Here is a 15,127-nt window from a genome sequence, read left to right as displayed (position 1 = left end):
TTGGACTAGGAAGGAGAGAAAATGTCTGTTTTACACTCCATTTTCCGCTATAAGGGGGTGCGGATTCGGCCTTGGATGATGAAAATCCCCTTACTCTTGTATGGCCTCCTGCTGCTTCCTGTATGGCTGACCTTGGGCTTCCTGCTCTACATTCGCAGAGAAGAAGTTCAAGCTCTGAATCAAGCTTTACTGTTAATGGTGGGAGCCGGATGGTTGCTGAACTTTTTCTTGGCGGCCTTTCTCAATCGCTTCCTGGAGGAGCGGTTGCTTTTCTGGAAAAAACTATTTCGCATGAGTATCCTAGCTCGTTATCTTTATGAGCGAGGCTACTACTACGAGAAAAAGAAGAAAGAAGCGGGCAAGAAAAGAACCATCAAGTTTCCCAGAGTTTACCTCAAGCAAGGCCGCTATGAGCTGGAGGTCATGCTGGAATTGTCCGGTTCTAAGTTTCAAGACCAGTTTTTGAAACTAGGTGGGGACTTTGAAACCACTTTTTTCATGGATTATATTGAAGATAACTACGAAGAAAAATTTATCGTTTATAAATTGGCCTATTCTGCTTATCTGAACCGAATCCATGCGAGGGATGTAAAAGTCGTTAAAGGCAAAGGACTGAAACTGTCTAAGTCTGTGTACTGGAACTATGTTGAAAATCCTAATTTGCTTCTTGCTGGGGGAATTGGCGGCGGGAAGACAGTCTTTTTGCGTTCTCTGTTGGTCGGAGCGGGAAAGGAAGGTGCGGCTTATCTATGTGATCCAAAACATGCTGATTTTGTTCCCTTAGCCCGACTAGAGGTCCTTAAAGATCGAGTCTTTTATACCAAAGAAGACATTGTCGCCATGTATGAGCGGTTCGAACAAATAATGGAGGCTCGTTATGCTCACATGAATCAACTCATGGAAGAGCGAGGCGAGAAAGAGTTGGGGAATTTTGAAAAATATGACCTAAAACCCGTTTTTCTGATTCATGATGAAGTGAATTCCTTCATGTCTTCTCTTGATGGGAATGCTTCTTATGGTTTGTGGGAACGGTATCGAAAGGCGGATGATAATGTGACATTAAAGGGCCGTCAGGCAGGCTGTTATATCATAAAAGCTTTCCAACGTCCTGGTCATGACGACTTACCGCTGAAAATCCGCTCTAATATGATGTTCCATGTCACAATGGGCCGCCTAGATGAATATGCTTATGCGGCTATGTTTGGGGAAGAAAACAAGAATAAGAACTTTCGTAATGTATCCTATTTAGCAGGAAAGCGTGTCTATGGCCGAGGCTACTGTGCCAATTTTGGCGACCAGGCTCAAGAATTCTATGCTCCCTTGATTGACAAAGATTTCAATTTTTATAATCTCTTTGAGAAATATGAACGGATTGAAAATCCTTTTGATCCTCTGGAGGCAGGCAGCCAACATCAGCCTGCTTCACCTGTATCAGAGAATCAGGTTTTAACTCGTAAAGAGGCTTTACAGGCTCTGCAGGAAGAATTCTCCAACCTGACAGACCGAAATATCCGAACGGTCTTTGACCTCTTAAAAGATGGATTCTATCCCTTTGAAACTGGAGAGACCGGCAGTCCAGTTATCAAACAAAAAGACTTGGCGGCCTTTCGTCAGGTCTTTGAAGAGAGGGAACGCTCGGACAAGTCTTATAAACAGATTGTTCAGGAACAATTTGGCTAGAGCGGACAAGCGAACAGCGCTAGCTTAAGCGGTGAGGCGCTGGGCGCTTCTGCCTAGCTGAAAGCGGCCGGCCGTGAGGCGGGCTGCTTTCATGTAACCCCCTGTATGTTAATAAGGGGGTTACGGTGAATCACAAAATCATGAATGCCTTGAGACTCTAGCTTTCAAGGCGATTTTAAAAATTGCTGAAAGAAAGACTTTCAGCAATTTTTAAAGTCGAAAGACTGACAAATTAAAAAAGGAAGGTGAATCTATGCTGTATGAAAGGGATTGAAACAAAGGACATGGAGAGGCTACGCCTCTACTTGGGTTTTTCCAAGAAAGAGTTTAGTCGGCTCTTAACCATTTCACCAGCGACTTATAACCGCTACTTGGGAAAGGACACGGTATCTTTTAAAAAGGTCGGTCTGCCCCTGCAGGAACTGCTGTCGCTGAACTCAACATCTAGTGTCCGCTTGACTGGTCGGATTGACTATATCCGCTTCCGCTTTCGTACTTTGGATTGGTTAGGAGTGATAGATAAAGTCTTTGGACTGAAAAAGAAGCCCTTTATCCAGTATGACTTTGGTCGCTACGGCTATAGTATGCTTGAAAATTTCAATTTTATCAATGTCTATCACTCGGAGAAAGACGAGAACATGGGGACGTTGGTTGAGATGACCGGGCGAGGCTGTCGGGAGTTCGAGTGGTACTTGAAAAATGAGCAAGGGGGCCGAACCTGGCAGGAGGTTGTAGAGGCAGTTCTGGCTTATGCCAAGAGGAAAACCCAGTCTCAGGAAGAGGCGGCCGATTTTCTTAAAATCACTCGCCTGGATGTTTCACTGGATGAAACCTATAACAAGGACGGGAACTATGACTTATACAAGCTCAAGGTAAAGAAAGAGCAGGGCTTGATTCAGTCTAAAATGCGCTCTTTCAAGTTCATTGATGGGGAAACGCAGAACCAGGCAGACGGCTGCTCAGTTTATTTTGGCTCTAGGCAGTCATCTGTTCTGTTGAACTTCTATGAAAAGGACTTTGAACAGGCTCACCAGTCCAAGGTTTCGCTGGAAACCATTCGGGAGCTGTACGGCTATAAAAACCGCTATGAGGTCCGCATGTTCGGTGATAAATCTCATGATTTCCTCCTGGAGTGGTACTATCAGCGGGAGGATATGGCCAAAAAGGCGGTCGGCGTTATCAATGACAAGCTCCATGTCTATGCCAAAAAAGGCAAGCGCCTGATTCTGGATCCAGACTGGTACAAGCTCATGGGGAGCTTGAAAGCCTGTCAGTTTGTGACAGCTCCTCAAGAGGTGGCTATAGCAGAAAAACAATACCGCTGGTATGAGCGAGTCGTAGCGGGGACTAGAAAGTTTCTGGAGGAAGTGGAGGCTGTTACGGGTTCGGGTCGACTAGCAGAGATAGAAGAATATGCGGAGATTCCAGAAAAACGGTTGAAAGAACTGGAATGGCTCCAAAAAGAAAGCAAGGAGGCAGCAGGTTGAAAAAGATTGAAAGAATTACCTCAGATTCGATGGCAGTTGTAGACCGTGAACGCTTATTTGTTCAAGTGGAGGGACAAGTAGATTTAGTTTTTGCCAGTCAGTATTTTCCTACATATCGGGGGTTTTACCGCTTATTGCAGATTCCCGTTATCCCGTCCGAGACCCAACCTCGTTTTCTGCGGGACTGTTCGATTGATTGGGACCGGATGCCGGAGGGAATCACAGCTTTAGTAGAAACTTGTAAGCAAAGGAGGGGAGATGGCCAATCTTAGTCTATTATTGAAAAGCCAGTTGCAGAAGAAAGAAGATTTGACTCTTGTCATAAAAAATCTAGTTTACGTAATTCCAGCTCATTCCTTCTACTATCCAGAAGTGCGCCATCATCCGACCTACCGAGATTATCAAATGGACATCCAGTGCCTTGTTCAGGACCTGAGAAAGTACAAGCGCCCTTCTGATAAGGAAATGCTTGGCTCGCTGATTCGGCAGTATGAGGAAGAATTAAGAAACTTAGTAAAGAATAAGCGCCACTGGTTGGAAGAAAATTTGTTGCGTCTGGAGAAAGACCAGCAGATTTAAGATATTTTGTTCTTTGCGGCTAAATACCACAAAGAGAAGTTTTTATTGGAAACTAAGACAAGGAGGTAGGCCATGTTTTATAGATTTTGGGAACCGCCTGGTATGGTGGAATGGGTAGGCCTGACCTTTCCAGATAAGCTGCTACAAGAAAAATCTAAGAGCTTATTCTGTAAGCAGGCAGAACAAAGAAAATCCCGTCCTCCTCCTGCCTTCTGCATCAGTGAATACCAGAGAACTTAAAAGAAATGAGGGAAAACAGATGGCACAAACACGAAACGAATCAGATAAGAAAGTCTTGGCTCTTGTGAAAGAGGCAGGGACATTGCTGGTCAATCATAAATATGATGAAGTCTGGCCAGTGATGGGGCAGTTAAATAGTTTAATCAAGAAGAAAGACGATTTAACCTTGCCGGGCTATATGGTTGAAGTTTTGGAAAAGTATACCAGGGACTACTACCATCAAAATGGTATTGTGACCCAAGCTCACAAAGCCATGACCGCTATTGGTGGGAAACTGTCGCAGGTGGAATAAGGGAGAGGCAAATGCCTCTCTTTTTTTGTTTTGAAGGAGACCAAAATGACACAACATGCAATGATTACCAATACCCGGACCGGTCAAAAGGCTAAATTTTCTTTGCCTTTTTCGATCCGTCAATTAAGCAAAATTGGAGTAGATGAAAACTTTGAAGGAGAGCTCTATGTAGATGGTGAAGATGATACTTTCGGTTTTGGGGTAGACGGTTATCTGACGGTTGAAGAGTTGCGGGAGTATCTTAAAGACTACGAAAATCGTCAAAATCCTTATCATTTTGATTATATGATGTTAAGCCGCTTGCAGCAGGACTGTAATTATTTTCTAGGCTATGGCAATCGCTATGAGGGGCATCTCTGGGCTGGTAATGTTGCTGGCCAAATTACAGAGATGAAACGCATTTGGAGAAAGTTCCCAGAAGATAGTAAGCCAGAATGGCTGACTTGGGAGGGGATCTTAGACTATGAAAGGAGGATGACAGAGCACTCATGATTGCGACGATAAGAGTTCGAGCAGACGGATCCAGCTCTGAACTTTGTCAGTTAGACCTGATGAAGTTTAGTATTGAGGGGGTTCGTCAGAGGATGGAAGAAAAAGGGATTCGGGAGGAAAATGTTTTTGTTTCGGGTTTCTCTGATTGGGAAGTGGATATAGTTATGTCTCTTCAGGAAGCTTATATTCTAAAACAGAAGATTGCGAATCGGTATGAAGGAGATGACTACTTAGTCCAGTATTTATTCAAAGCTCATAAGTCCTTTATCTTTGTGATGGCTCATAACTTTGAATTTGTGAGCAAAGACGAAGTTGAGCTTATGCAGCATCTGTTAAAAGAGGTTGAAATGGATAGGGTAGTCATGTTCTTTTACCAAGCCAACAACTGGACGGCTGCTATCCAAACCTATATCAGTGAGGGGGTTGTGCTGAACACTCCCAGAGGTTTCTATGTGGAGGTTTGAAATATGAACATTTATACCATTCAACATGACCGGATAAAAGAAGAAAATCCGTACAGTGTTTGGCTGAGAGATGAATTGATTGAAGATGATTTATCGTTTGGAGAGGCCTTGTATTGGACTTTTCGAGAATTGCAGAAATGGGTTCAATTCGGTTATCTCACTCAAGAGCAGGCAGATGCTATACGGGGAGATGTTCAGGCTTATAATGAATTCGTTTCTCGCCTATCTGAAGTATAGCAGAATAAACAATGTAAAGGAGAAAAATATTGGATGTAAAACAATGGCTTTCTGACTTAAGACAGAGAGCACGACAAGTGAAGTTTCCAAAGCCAAGAAAAACAAATGTGGAAGTAAAACCGCGAAAAATTAGCCAAAAGGCCGCTAATCGAATACTGATGGGATTTGTAGTGGGAATTGTGGGATTGTCTGTTTTAACGATTGTTTCCAATGCTATTCGGACCATGGGAACAAAGCCAATTATCCAGCAAGTTCAAGAAAAAAATCCCAGAATCTATTCTAACCAAATCAGTCTATTTATGACTGATTTTTTGAATCTCTACTTTTCAGAGAATAATGCGGAAAATCGGCTTGCTTTGACGAAGTTTTATGCTGCAGGACTGGATGAGAAGTCTAGTGAAATGGCTAATGCAGACAGTCGTCTAACAAATGCAACTTTGTTTGAGGTCACGGAAAATCTTGCTACTTACCGGGTAGAGTACGAGGTTAAAGTCGGGGAAGAATGGCAAAAAAACGTTGGCTTGGTTTCCATTCCCTATGGTGTGAAAGATGGTCGCTTTTATGTGTCCGATTTACCATATTTTACCAATGAGGCTTCTTATGTGGCAAGAGGTGTGAAATCGGGTTTGCGGCTGAAAGACCAGCAGGATGACAAGAAAGAATTTGAGAAAGCTAAACAATATGTGGAGGCCTTTTTCAAAGCTTATACTAGTGGGGATAAAACCCAGATGTCTCCTTTCTCTAAGGAAATTCAGCCAGTTCAAGGCTATCTGCTGAAAAGCATGGATTATGTATATTTTATCCAAGATGATAAGGATGAAACAAAACTGGTTGCTGTTGTGCAAGTGACAATGACGGACGCCTTTGAATTGGCACATCAGGAAAACTTTGTTGTGTCTTTGAAAGCAGATAAAGAAACGGATTCTTATCGCGTTCAGAGCATAGAGCATGGGATTGCTGAAAAGTATCGAAAACAAATTAAATAAGGAGTATAACTACATGAAAACACCAATTCAATATATGTTGACAGAGTATGGAGCGTGGCTTGCTATAGGGATTGCCGTGGGGGTTGCAATTGTTATCTTTTTTACTTCACGTTCAGCGGGGAAAATCCTTGGAGTTATCGTAACTGGATTGGCTATTTCTTTCTGTTGCTTAAACTCGGAATTAGTATTAACGAAAGTTAGCCAATTCTTCCAATTCGTGTTCAATCTGTGGACACCGGGAGGTTAAAGTATGGCCGAGGAAAAGAAAGATAAACGAGTTTATCACTACAGATCTGCTTTTATGCAGCCGACCTGGATTCAGAAAATTTCTGATAAATATTCTCTTCCTAATGCCGTTAAATTGGCTACCTTTGGCTGGACTGCTTTTTTATTTTTGCTTTACTATTGGTTGATAACAGAAATTGTCATGAAGATTATTCCCATTCCTTTACTTTTTTGGCTAGGAGTTGGGGTAATGCCCCTGTGGTTGCTAGGAATTCTGATGGCTGATTTTACGATTGAGCAGCAGGGAGTTTATCGATTTTTAAAGGATTATATTTGCTTTTACTGGAGTTACGGTAGGAAACGAAAAAAACAAGTGATTAATGATGGTTTGCTTTACTACAAGCCATCATGTATTTTAAGGAAAGAGGGGAAGAAAAAAAGTGAAATTAGATAATCAAATTGTGGACATTGTAGACAACCTGATTTTGAAAAAAGATGGCTCGGTTTTTGCGCTTTATGAAGTAGAGCCGGAGGTGATGAATCCGGTTGCTTTTACGAAAAAAGAGAAATTTAAAGCGACTGTAGAAAGCTGGTTAGGTGATATAAAGCCCTACGGTGATTTTGATATTGCTATGCTACCGTTTCCAAAGGACCTGCTTGGAAAATTTCGGGAACTGTCTGAAAGGTTTGCGGAGGACACAGAGGAGATGGCTTTCTCAGTCCTTGAAAAGTCCTATAATTACTTGATGAATCGGGAACTATGCGATTATCACTATTTCATTTCCCTGCCTCTAAAATCTTTCAATATCTCTGTGGACTTGAAAGAGGTAATCCAGGATTCCATTAATCATACAGCTGAAAAATTAGCAGAGGGATTTGGATTTCAAAAAGATGTCCTGGAGGGGTGGGAAAAGAAGTATGAGCGCCAGCGAGAAAAACTGGAGGAAGACCTGTCTCTGTTAGATTGTCGCCGACTGACGACCAGAGAGACAATTTTTGTCAATCGTTATTCCTACCTGCATTCTTTGAATGTGGATCAGGAATATGAAATCAATCTGGTTGAGAACTGGATGGACAATTTGGGGGATAAGACGATTGATTTTGAAAAAATCAATGCCTTGGAACTACTCAATGAAGAAGGTTCGCAGTATGTGGCGTTTCTTCCGGTAGCCTATAAGCCAGAAAATGCAAGCTATCTGCATTTGATTGAACGGGTACAGTCTTTAGGCTTTCCGGTGGAGGTCTGGACTAAGTCAAAGTTTGCCAGAGTCAAAGGCCTGCCTTTTAATAATGTTCGAACCAAGGCTAGGAATACCCGGTTGAAACTCAAAGGGGCTCAGACAGAATCCCTAGAAGCAGACAGCGTCCAAAAAAAGTCTGTGGCCCAAAGTAAATATCTTGTGGAAGATATTGAACAGAAAATAGATGAAGGAACTCCTATCCTCAACTATTTGCAGACCATGGTTGTATCAGATGCTGATCCGCAAGTACTTAAACAAAAAATTAATCTCCTGATGGAGAAGATGAAAGGGGATAAAGTCAGCCTTTCACGTGCTACTCCCTATCAGCTCTACCTGTTTGCTAAAAATCGATTTGGTGAAACATTAGAACTGGAAGATAAAAACTTTATCCAAACATCAGAGGTGGCTGCTTTTGCAGAAGACCTCTTTTTTGTCAGTCAAAAGGTCGGTCAGGAAGTTGGTTTCTATTTTGGGATGATTGATAACCAGATTTTAAGCTGGAATTCAAGATTTGAGAAAGCTTTGGCAGCCTGTGATAAACCAGTTTTGGTCGATATTCTACAAGCTAATGAAAAGGTGGAAGGAAAGAATACAGACAATCCTCATATTTCTGTAACTGGTGATACAGGGATTGGTAAAACTTTTGCGATTTCTAAAATCTTTTTCTATGCAAGTCTCTTGAACTGCCAGACGCTTTACATCGATCCCAAAATGGAGAAGCGATATTGGTACAATAAACTTCTCCGTGAACTGGAAGAAAAGGATAGTTGTTCAGAATTACAGGATTATATCCGTAGTATCCATTTTGTTACTTTGGACTATACAAAGTCTGAAAATCATGGTGTGTTGGATCCGCTGGTCTTTTTGAGTGGTGAGCAAGCAAAAGATTTAATTCTCTCCATGATTAATGAATTTATGCCCCTGGACGGCAAGGATAAGTTTGAAACGGAACTATCCAAGATGATTCGGATTTATGCGACCAAACGAGCCAATGGAGAAAAAGTCGGAACTCTATCTGTTATTCAGGAACTGATGAAGTCAGAATTTGATAAGGTCCGGGAGACAGCTGAAAACTTATTAGAAAAAGTGACAGCTTCTGTTTTGAGTCTAGTCTTTTCAGATGGTACCAATCCTGCTGTTGATTTGACTGCTCGCAATACCATTCTTGAAATTGCCTATCTGGATTTGCCAGCGGATGAACACGCAGAACTGACCCTTCAAAATAGGAAAGCTATGGCAGTGATGTATGCTTTGGGCGACTACTGTTTGAAATTCGGTGAGCAGGACTATGGCACAAAAACTGTTATCGGCCAGGATGAGGCTTGGGTCCTTAGTGTTACAGCTTCTGGTCGTGGCCTACAGGACCGTATTAAGCGGATGGGCCGTTCTCAAAACTGCTTTTTCGTCTTTACCTCCCAGCTGCCGGAGGATTCTAATCGGTCGGATGGAGAAGCTTCTGCTTTTGGGACTTATCTGTGTTTCCATAATGATGCAGAAGGTTCTGCAGAGAAGATTCTCCGTCGTTTGAAAGTGGAAGTGACAGATGACAGCAAGGCCTGGTTTGATAACATGACCAAAGGCCAGTGTCTTATGAAAGACACTTCTGGCCGTGTGGAGCGAATCACAGTAGATGGGCTGTACTTCCCAGAAATGAGTAAGCTGTTTGAGACGGTTCGCAAACAAGAAAAACAAAAGGAAGGTACTTAATGTTGAAATTTCTGAAACGGTTGATTTTGCTCAGTTTATTTCTATTTAGTTGGCTGCCAGTTGCTGTTGTAGCAGATTCAACAGTTCCTCAGCCGGGAGCCAATGGTTACAATACAAATCCCCCAGCCTCTAGTGCAAACACTGGGGCACCTCAACCAGGAGCCAATGGTTATAATACAGCTGCTAACACAATTCAGGATCTCTCTCCAAAAGAGAGTTCTGGTTATACTCCTCCTAATGTTCAAGAAGCAAAATCTAGGGAAGCACAGTATAAAAAAGAAAAACAGGATAAGAAAAAGAAAGACGAGAAGAAACTTTCTAAAGATAAAGAATATCAGTCCATCGAGGAGAAGGCTAAGAAAGTTGATGCAGTTTTGGAAAAGGAAAGCCCAACAACAAAAGAACTGAAGCAAGCTGGTAAAGATACTCAGGAAATCAATCAGTATGTTCAGGAACACCAATCTGAGGAGAATACGCAGCAGATTCAGGGGTTGAAAACAACTCAGAATAACTACAATGAGCAAGCAACTGCTAAATTGGAAGAGGCTAAGAATCGAGAGGAAGTGCAGGCCTACCTACAAAAGGCAAGAGAAAGTCAGAATCCGGGAGATATGTCCAAATTGACTTCTTATATTTATGTGGAGGGTGGCTTCTTCAATGCGGATGATATTTGGCCCAAGGCTGTTAATGCCATCAGTCAGGGGATTTTTTTCTTGACCAAGGCTATTTACTGCCTAACGATTATTGTACTGGAGCAGGTCTTCTCGGCCAATACGTATAGGGAGTTGGATAAGGTGGTGAATTTTTCGGCCAACTTCTTTAATACCTTTATGGTAGAGTTCCGCTATTTGGTTTATGGAGTGGCTGTAATGTGGGGAATCATGGAATTTTTCAAGACCAGAAAATTCCCTATTCGAGCCTTTCGTTTTATCTTGGTTTGGTTCTTTGCCCTCTTCCTCTATCAACATAACGGTTTACCTCTGAACTATGGGAATAGTCAGGTGACAGCCACTTATAACCTTTCTAAGATTGTCAAAGCCGTAGACGGTATGGGTCAGGACATCACTAGGATAGCGATTCAAGGCTTTGATCAGCTGGATGATAGTGAGGCAAGTAAGAGCATTCAGGGAAAATCTGGTGATAATCTAACAAAGATTAAGGAAGCAATTTTCGACCAGTTGGTCTATCGTCCTTTCCTAGCGATGAACTTTAAAGCCGATAAGTTAAAAGACCAAGAGATTACCAATATTCCGGAAGATAAGGTAATAGACTTATTTGAATCTAAAGGAGAACAAGGAAAGGTTGAGAAGTTTGCTCAAAAGAATAAAGATATTGAACAATTATCTTTTGATGCCATGGGGATTAAGTTTTTCACGGCTCTAGCTTCTCTAGTGAAGGCGGTTGTGGTAGGTTTTGCCTTAATTGTGATTGGGTTGATTTCCTTTGTTTTCCGTTACTTAGCGATTTTTCTTCTCGTTTTCCTGGTGCTCCTGCTCTTTATCGCCATGATTCCAAGCTGTGAGCAGGTCTTAAGCAATGCGGGGAAGAAACTCTTTCAGTTTGTGCTTGTGGGCTCACTCGGTCTATTCTTTATCCGGGCCTTCCTCTTTGTTAATAGCTTGATTGAGGGAGTATCTGGCGGAATGACCAAGGTGTACTTTTGGGTGGCTATTATCCAAGGCTTAGTCTGGATTATTATCTTTAAACTGCGCTATCTCTTAGGCAATCTTTTTGTCAGAGGAACCCTGTCTGCTAAAGAGCTGGCTCAGAAAGCTCAATCTGGCTTTGAGAGCTTCTCTATACCACATATGTTTGGAAAGAATGGCCCTTTATTTCCTACTCGAATGTTGCAACGGGGAGGAGCGGGTGTAGCAACCGCAAAATCTATTCCCGCGGCTCGGTTAGCCATGGCTGGAAAATCTATTCGGACACTATTGAAAGTAGGTAAAAACGGCGCTGTAGGTCTTTATGACCGTTTACGTTATGGGGTTGGACCGAGTCTGGATAAGGAAGCAGCTCAACAGTCCAGAGAAGACTTTAAACAACGTCTAAAGGACAGTAAAGACAACCTTAGCCATTTCTTTACGATACCAAAAGCAGAGCGCCTACGTTCTAAAATCCATGATTTGGCTGGGGACACAGGTACGCCAGTTCAGCAGAGCTTTGAAAAGCGGCAAAGCCGTCGCCTGGAGCGCTTGGAACGCAAGGAGAAACGCCAGGCGGAAGCGGAAGAATTTGAACGGTTCCGGGAAGAAAAACAAAAAGGAACCAAACCTTCATTCCAAAACATCTTGAAAAATCGCTTAGCTGTAAGAGGCTTGAAAAGAGAATTTCGAAAGGAGCGATTGAAAGATATGAATCCAGCTGATGATTTGTTTAGAAAGGGGAACAATTAAGCAATGAAAGCACTCAAACGAGGACTGATTGGAGCGGGAACTCTGTCGGCTCTTTTTCTTTCTTTCATGTTGCTAGTAATGGTGGGAGGCGGTACAGTTTCGTCTAAGACTTATTCAGCTACCTCTGGGGGAATTTCAATTTCTGCTGCAAGTTTTACACAGAAATTTACAGAAAAGACGGGTCACCAGTTGAGTGAGGAAAAGGCTCAGACCGCTCTTGACTTTGCAAGTCGGTTGATGAATCAGCACCACTTCACCCTCCAGGGAGCAAGCGGCAGCCTAGCGGTAGCCTATCGGGAATGCGGCTTTGATTACAAGGCGGTGAATCCTAGTGGAGGCGTTGCTGGTTTCTATCAGTGGTCTGGGTGGAGTTCTACTATTAATGGCGACCGCTGGGCTCAGGCTAAGGAAAAAAAGCTAGAGAAAAATATCCAACTAGATCTTATGAGTACAGAGTTGACCAGCTCCTATGCTCAGGTAACTGAGAAAGTAGCTTCCAGTATGGATCCAAAACAGGCAGCTCGCGATTGGTCTCAGTATTATGAAGGGGTGGCTATTAGCGATTCTCAAACCAAAGTCAGTGATATTGAACAATGGGCAGAGATTATCTATGATATTCTGAAAGACGGTCAGGCGACCTTTAATCAGGATAATAACACGGGAGCAAGTTTAACTGCTATCCCAGAGGGCTGGGGGCATATCAGCCAGTATGATGGTCATGCTTACGAGGGCAGCAACTCGTACCCAGCTGGTCAGTGTACTTGGTATGTATATAATCGAGCCAAACAGCTTGGCGTTCAGTTTGATTCCTATATGGGGAACGGTGGTCAGTGGGCGCAGAAAACTGGCTATAGTGTCAGTCATACGCCCAAGAAACATACGGCGGTCTCCTTTGTACAAGGTCAGGCAGGATCTGATCCAACCTATGGTCATGTGGCTTTCTGTGAGGAAGTTAAGAGTGATGGCTCTATCTTGATTTCAGAAATGAATGTAATAGGCGTACCCACAATGACTGTAGCCTATAGGGTAATTGATACCAATACAGCTAAACAGCTCTGGTATGTGGATGGACATTAATTTTTCGAACGGGAACAACAGATTTATGGTATAATGAGTTATATCAATTTTTGGAGGCAGATTATGGAAAATGATGTGATTCAAAAAGTTAAGATTGGTCATCTTGATTTTGAAAATCCTTTTTTTGATTCTCTAAGGGATGATTACCCTGGATTTAATTCTTGGCTTAGTAGAAAAAGTGGAGAAGACGCCTATGTTTTGGTGGATAACAATCAATTATTAGGATTTTTATATCTTAAAGATGAAGAGGAGGCTGATGATAGCATTACTCCTTCTTTTGATATGCGACGCCGTTTAAAAATTGGAACCTTTAAAATTGATTCTCATGGCACTGTTCTTGGACAGCGTTTCTTAAGCATTATCTTAAGAAAAATGTTGAATGATGGTCATGATTTTACTTATGTTACTTTGTTTCCTAAACAGACAGGTTTAATTAATCTTTTTGAGAAATTTGGTTTTCGTCAATGGGGAAACAAGAATAATGGGGAGTCAGTTTATTATAAAAATCTGACGGTCTTTAATAATATCTACAAAGATTTTCCAAGAATTAACCTGAACACAGATTCTCAGAAGCATTTACTAGGAATTTGGCCTGATTTTCATACAAAATTATTTCCATATTCTAGATTAAATACAGAGCGAGAGCACATTGTCGAAGACCTATCATTTACGAATACGGGTGAAAAGATCTATTTAACTAGAATGTTTGATGTTCAGCAGATGTTGCCGGGAGATTTAGTTGTTATATATAGAACTGCTGAAGCTGGGAGGGTGGCAGAATATTCCGCTGTTGCAACCTCTATTTGTACGGTTGTAGAAGTGATTAATATAAACACTTTCATTTCACTAGAGGCCTTTCTTCAGTATTGCGGGAGGGGGACAATTTTTACACAAGATATGTTAATTAACTTTTGGAATACCAAACGTTACCCATACATTATCAAAATGTTGTATAATTTCCCTCTGGAGAGAAGGGTTGTTAGAAGAGATTTAATTGAGCGAGTTGGATTAGACAGAAATGATTATTTTGGCTATCTAACTTTGACAGATAATCAATTTTACAATATTTTAGAAATGGGTGAAATAAATGAAAGCTTTATTATCAATTAAGCCAGAATTTGTAGAAGAAATTATAGAAGGGAGGAAAAAGTTCGAGTATCGGAAAAAGGTTTTTAAGCGTCCAGATGTTTCTTCAATCGTAGTTTATGCAACGAAGCCATACGGTAAAGTAGTTGGAGAATTTGAAATCGAAACTATTATAGAAGAGAATATTGATAAATTATGGAATGATACCAAACATCTATCTGGTATTTCTGAGGAATTTTTCTATGAGTACTTTAAAGATAGGGATAGTGGTTTTGCTATTCAGATTAAAATGTTTAAAGAGTACAAAAAACATCTTGATTTATCAGAATTTGATTCCACAATAAAAGCGGCGCCTCAATCTTTTTGTTATATAGGGAGGTATTAGTTTGAAATATATTTTATTAGTGGGCGTTCATGGGGTTGGTAAAACCACTTTGTTAGAGAATCTGAAAAAGGATGTGCAATTTGTTGCTTTATCAATCAGTGATTTAATTCGTCAAGCAGGAAATAAAATACAGTCATCTGATAAGTTCACAAAAAATATTGCTAACAATCAAGAACTGTGGAAACAAGAATTAGCGAACTATCCATTTAATGATAATGATGTTGTGATATTGGATGGACATTTTACCCTTTTGAATCATTCGAAGGAAATAGTCGAATTGCCTTTTTCTACTTTTGATGGTTTGGAGATCAGTAAAATTATATTGAAGACAGAACAAACTGTCGTTATTCGAGAGAGATTGGAAAAAAGGGATAATCAGAATTGGGAAAAAGAATTGATTGAGTCTTTTCAAAAAAGGGAGCAGAATCGAGCTTTGGAGTTCTCTCGCTTAAAAAATATTCCAGTTTTTACTTATGATAGTGATTTAAAATTGGAAGAACTAAAACAATTTCTATGTTGAGTATCTGAGGGCAAGTCTGAAAAGAGGCTTGCT

18 protein-coding genes are annotated in these 15,127 nt (G+C 41.3%); all 18 read left to right on the top strand.

The features are described 5' to 3' along the window. Positions 1 to 21: 21 nt before the first annotated feature. The 18 genes from MK370_RS00360 (at position 22) to MK370_RS00275 (ending at position 15,094) form a co-directional block, all read left to right on the top strand. A complete protein-coding gene (locus tag MK370_RS00360; protein WP_268683719.1) occupies positions 22 to 1,680 on the top strand; it encodes an FtsK/SpoIIIE domain-containing protein in 1,659 nt (552 codons plus the stop codon). A gap of 260 nt (positions 1,681 to 1,940) precedes the next feature. Further along, on the top strand, positions 1,941 to 3,167 hold the full coding sequence (locus MK370_RS00355) for a replication initiation factor domain-containing protein (RefSeq protein WP_268683718.1): 1,227 nt from the start codon (positions 1,941 to 1,943) through the stop codon (positions 3,165 to 3,167). Next, complete coding sequence (locus tag MK370_RS00350) at positions 3,164 to 3,439, top strand: hypothetical protein (protein ID WP_268683717.1); 276 nt, start codon at positions 3,164 to 3,166, stop codon at positions 3,437 to 3,439. Before MK370_RS00355 ends, MK370_RS00350 begins: the two co-directional genes overlap by 4 nt. Further along, positions 3,426 to 3,746 carry a hypothetical protein gene (locus tag MK370_RS00345; protein WP_268683716.1) on the top strand — a complete coding sequence of 107 codons (321 nt, stop codon included), beginning with the start codon at positions 3,426 to 3,428 and terminating at the stop codon, positions 3,744 to 3,746. The genes MK370_RS00350 and MK370_RS00345 overlap by 14 nt, the downstream gene beginning before the upstream one ends. A 72-nt stretch (positions 3,747 to 3,818) precedes the next feature. Beyond that, the gene (locus tag MK370_RS00340) at positions 3,819 to 3,986 is read left to right on the top strand and encodes a hypothetical protein (RefSeq protein WP_268683715.1); all 168 of its coding nucleotides are present in this window, start codon (positions 3,819 to 3,821) and stop codon (positions 3,984 to 3,986) included. A gap of 19 nt (positions 3,987 to 4,005) precedes the next feature. Next, on the top strand, positions 4,006 to 4,278 hold the full coding sequence (locus MK370_RS00335; RefSeq protein WP_032909834.1) for a hypothetical protein: 273 nt from the start codon (positions 4,006 to 4,008) through the stop codon (positions 4,276 to 4,278). A gap of 45 nt (positions 4,279 to 4,323) precedes the next feature. Further along, a complete protein-coding gene (locus MK370_RS00330) occupies positions 4,324 to 4,770 on the top strand; it encodes an LPD11 domain-containing protein (protein WP_002916219.1) in 447 nt (148 codons plus the stop codon). Next, entirely contained in the window at positions 4,767 to 5,234 is a 468-nt protein-coding gene (locus MK370_RS00325; protein WP_002916218.1) for a hypothetical protein, read from the top strand. The genes MK370_RS00330 and MK370_RS00325 overlap by 4 nt, the downstream gene beginning before the upstream one ends. Before the next feature lie 3 nt (positions 5,235 to 5,237). Beyond that, entirely contained in the window at positions 5,238 to 5,471 is a 234-nt protein-coding gene (locus MK370_RS00320; protein WP_002918278.1) for an asparagine synthase, read from the top strand. Between the two features lie 107 nt (positions 5,472 to 5,578). Beyond that, on the top strand, positions 5,579 to 6,457 hold the full coding sequence (locus MK370_RS00315; RefSeq protein WP_268683714.1) for a conjugal transfer protein: 879 nt from the start codon (positions 5,579 to 5,581) through the stop codon (positions 6,455 to 6,457). A gap of 13 nt (positions 6,458 to 6,470) precedes the next feature. Next, a complete protein-coding gene (locus tag MK370_RS00310) occupies positions 6,471 to 6,704 on the top strand; it encodes a TcpD family membrane protein (RefSeq protein WP_235787713.1) in 234 nt (77 codons plus the stop codon). 3 nt (positions 6,705 to 6,707) lie between these two features. Next, positions 6,708 to 7,136, top strand: a complete 429-nt coding sequence (locus tag MK370_RS00305) for a TcpE family conjugal transfer membrane protein (RefSeq protein WP_125380285.1) — start codon at positions 6,708 to 6,710, stop codon at positions 7,134 to 7,136. Next, positions 7,123 to 9,630 (top strand): ATP-binding protein, encoded by a 2,508-nt coding sequence (locus MK370_RS00300; RefSeq protein WP_268683713.1) that lies wholly within the window; start codon positions 7,123 to 7,125, stop codon positions 9,628 to 9,630. The genes MK370_RS00305 and MK370_RS00300 overlap by 14 nt, the downstream gene beginning before the upstream one ends. Beyond that, positions 9,630 to 12,026 (top strand): hypothetical protein, encoded by a 2,397-nt coding sequence (locus MK370_RS00295; protein WP_268683712.1) that lies wholly within the window; start codon positions 9,630 to 9,632, stop codon positions 12,024 to 12,026. The genes MK370_RS00300 and MK370_RS00295 overlap by 1 nt, the downstream gene beginning before the upstream one ends. 3 nt (positions 12,027 to 12,029) lie before the next feature. After that, entirely contained in the window at positions 12,030 to 13,103 is a 1,074-nt protein-coding gene (locus MK370_RS00290; RefSeq protein WP_268683711.1) for a phage tail tip lysozyme, read from the top strand. 63 nt (positions 13,104 to 13,166) lie between these two features. Continuing rightward, on the top strand, positions 13,167 to 14,213 hold the full coding sequence (locus MK370_RS00285) for a hypothetical protein (RefSeq protein WP_268683710.1): 1,047 nt from the start codon (positions 13,167 to 13,169) through the stop codon (positions 14,211 to 14,213). Beyond that, positions 14,191 to 14,574 (top strand): ASCH domain-containing protein, encoded by a 384-nt coding sequence (locus MK370_RS00280; protein WP_268683709.1) that lies wholly within the window; start codon positions 14,191 to 14,193, stop codon positions 14,572 to 14,574. The genes MK370_RS00285 and MK370_RS00280 overlap by 23 nt, the downstream gene beginning before the upstream one ends. A gap of 1 nt (position 14,575) precedes the next feature. Then, complete coding sequence (locus tag MK370_RS00275; protein ID WP_268683708.1) at positions 14,576 to 15,094, top strand: ATP-binding protein; 519 nt, start codon at positions 14,576 to 14,578, stop codon at positions 15,092 to 15,094. The last annotated feature ends 33 nt before the right edge of the window (positions 15,095 to 15,127 follow it).

This window comes from Streptococcus sanguinis (assembly GCF_026781265.1).
GTDB classification, from domain to species: Bacteria; Bacillota; Bacilli; order Lactobacillales; family Streptococcaceae; genus Streptococcus; species Streptococcus sanguinis_T.
Note: the sequence above shows the minus strand (reverse complement) of the source record. Positions and strands in the feature narration are given on the sequence as shown.

Excerpts from the sequence above, each read along its gene's own strand:
- MK370_RS00330 (WP_002916219.1), top strand. The coding sequence starts at position 4,324 with ATGACACAACATGCAATGATTACCAATACCCGGACCGGTCAAAAGGCT.
- MK370_RS00305 (WP_125380285.1), top strand. The coding sequence starts at position 6,708 with ATGGCCGAGGAAAAGAAAGATAAACGAGTTTATCACTACAGATCTGCT.
- MK370_RS00290 (WP_268683711.1), top strand. The coding sequence starts at position 12,030 with ATGAAAGCACTCAAACGAGGACTGATTGGAGCGGGAACTCTGTCGGCT.
- MK370_RS00335 (WP_032909834.1), top strand. The coding sequence starts at position 4,006 with ATGGCACAAACACGAAACGAATCAGATAAGAAAGTCTTGGCTCTTGTG.
- MK370_RS00280 (WP_268683709.1), top strand. The coding sequence starts at position 14,191 with ATGAAAGCTTTATTATCAATTAAGCCAGAATTTGTAGAAGAAATTATA.
- MK370_RS00310 (WP_235787713.1), top strand. The coding sequence starts at position 6,471 with ATGAAAACACCAATTCAATATATGTTGACAGAGTATGGAGCGTGGCTT.
- MK370_RS00325 (WP_002916218.1), top strand. The coding sequence starts at position 4,767 with ATGATTGCGACGATAAGAGTTCGAGCAGACGGATCCAGCTCTGAACTT.
- MK370_RS00360 (WP_268683719.1), top strand. The coding sequence starts at position 22 with ATGTCTGTTTTACACTCCATTTTCCGCTATAAGGGGGTGCGGATTCGG.
- MK370_RS00355 (WP_268683718.1), top strand. The coding sequence starts at position 1,941 with ATGAAAGGGATTGAAACAAAGGACATGGAGAGGCTACGCCTCTACTTG.
- MK370_RS00320 (WP_002918278.1), top strand. The coding sequence starts at position 5,238 with ATGAACATTTATACCATTCAACATGACCGGATAAAAGAAGAAAATCCG.
- MK370_RS00295 (WP_268683712.1), top strand. The coding sequence starts at position 9,630 with ATGTTGAAATTTCTGAAACGGTTGATTTTGCTCAGTTTATTTCTATTT.
- MK370_RS00340 (WP_268683715.1), top strand. The coding sequence starts at position 3,819 with ATGTTTTATAGATTTTGGGAACCGCCTGGTATGGTGGAATGGGTAGGC.
- MK370_RS00345 (WP_268683716.1), top strand. The coding sequence starts at position 3,426 with ATGGCCAATCTTAGTCTATTATTGAAAAGCCAGTTGCAGAAGAAAGAA.
- MK370_RS00285 (WP_268683710.1), top strand. The coding sequence starts at position 13,167 with ATGGAAAATGATGTGATTCAAAAAGTTAAGATTGGTCATCTTGATTTT.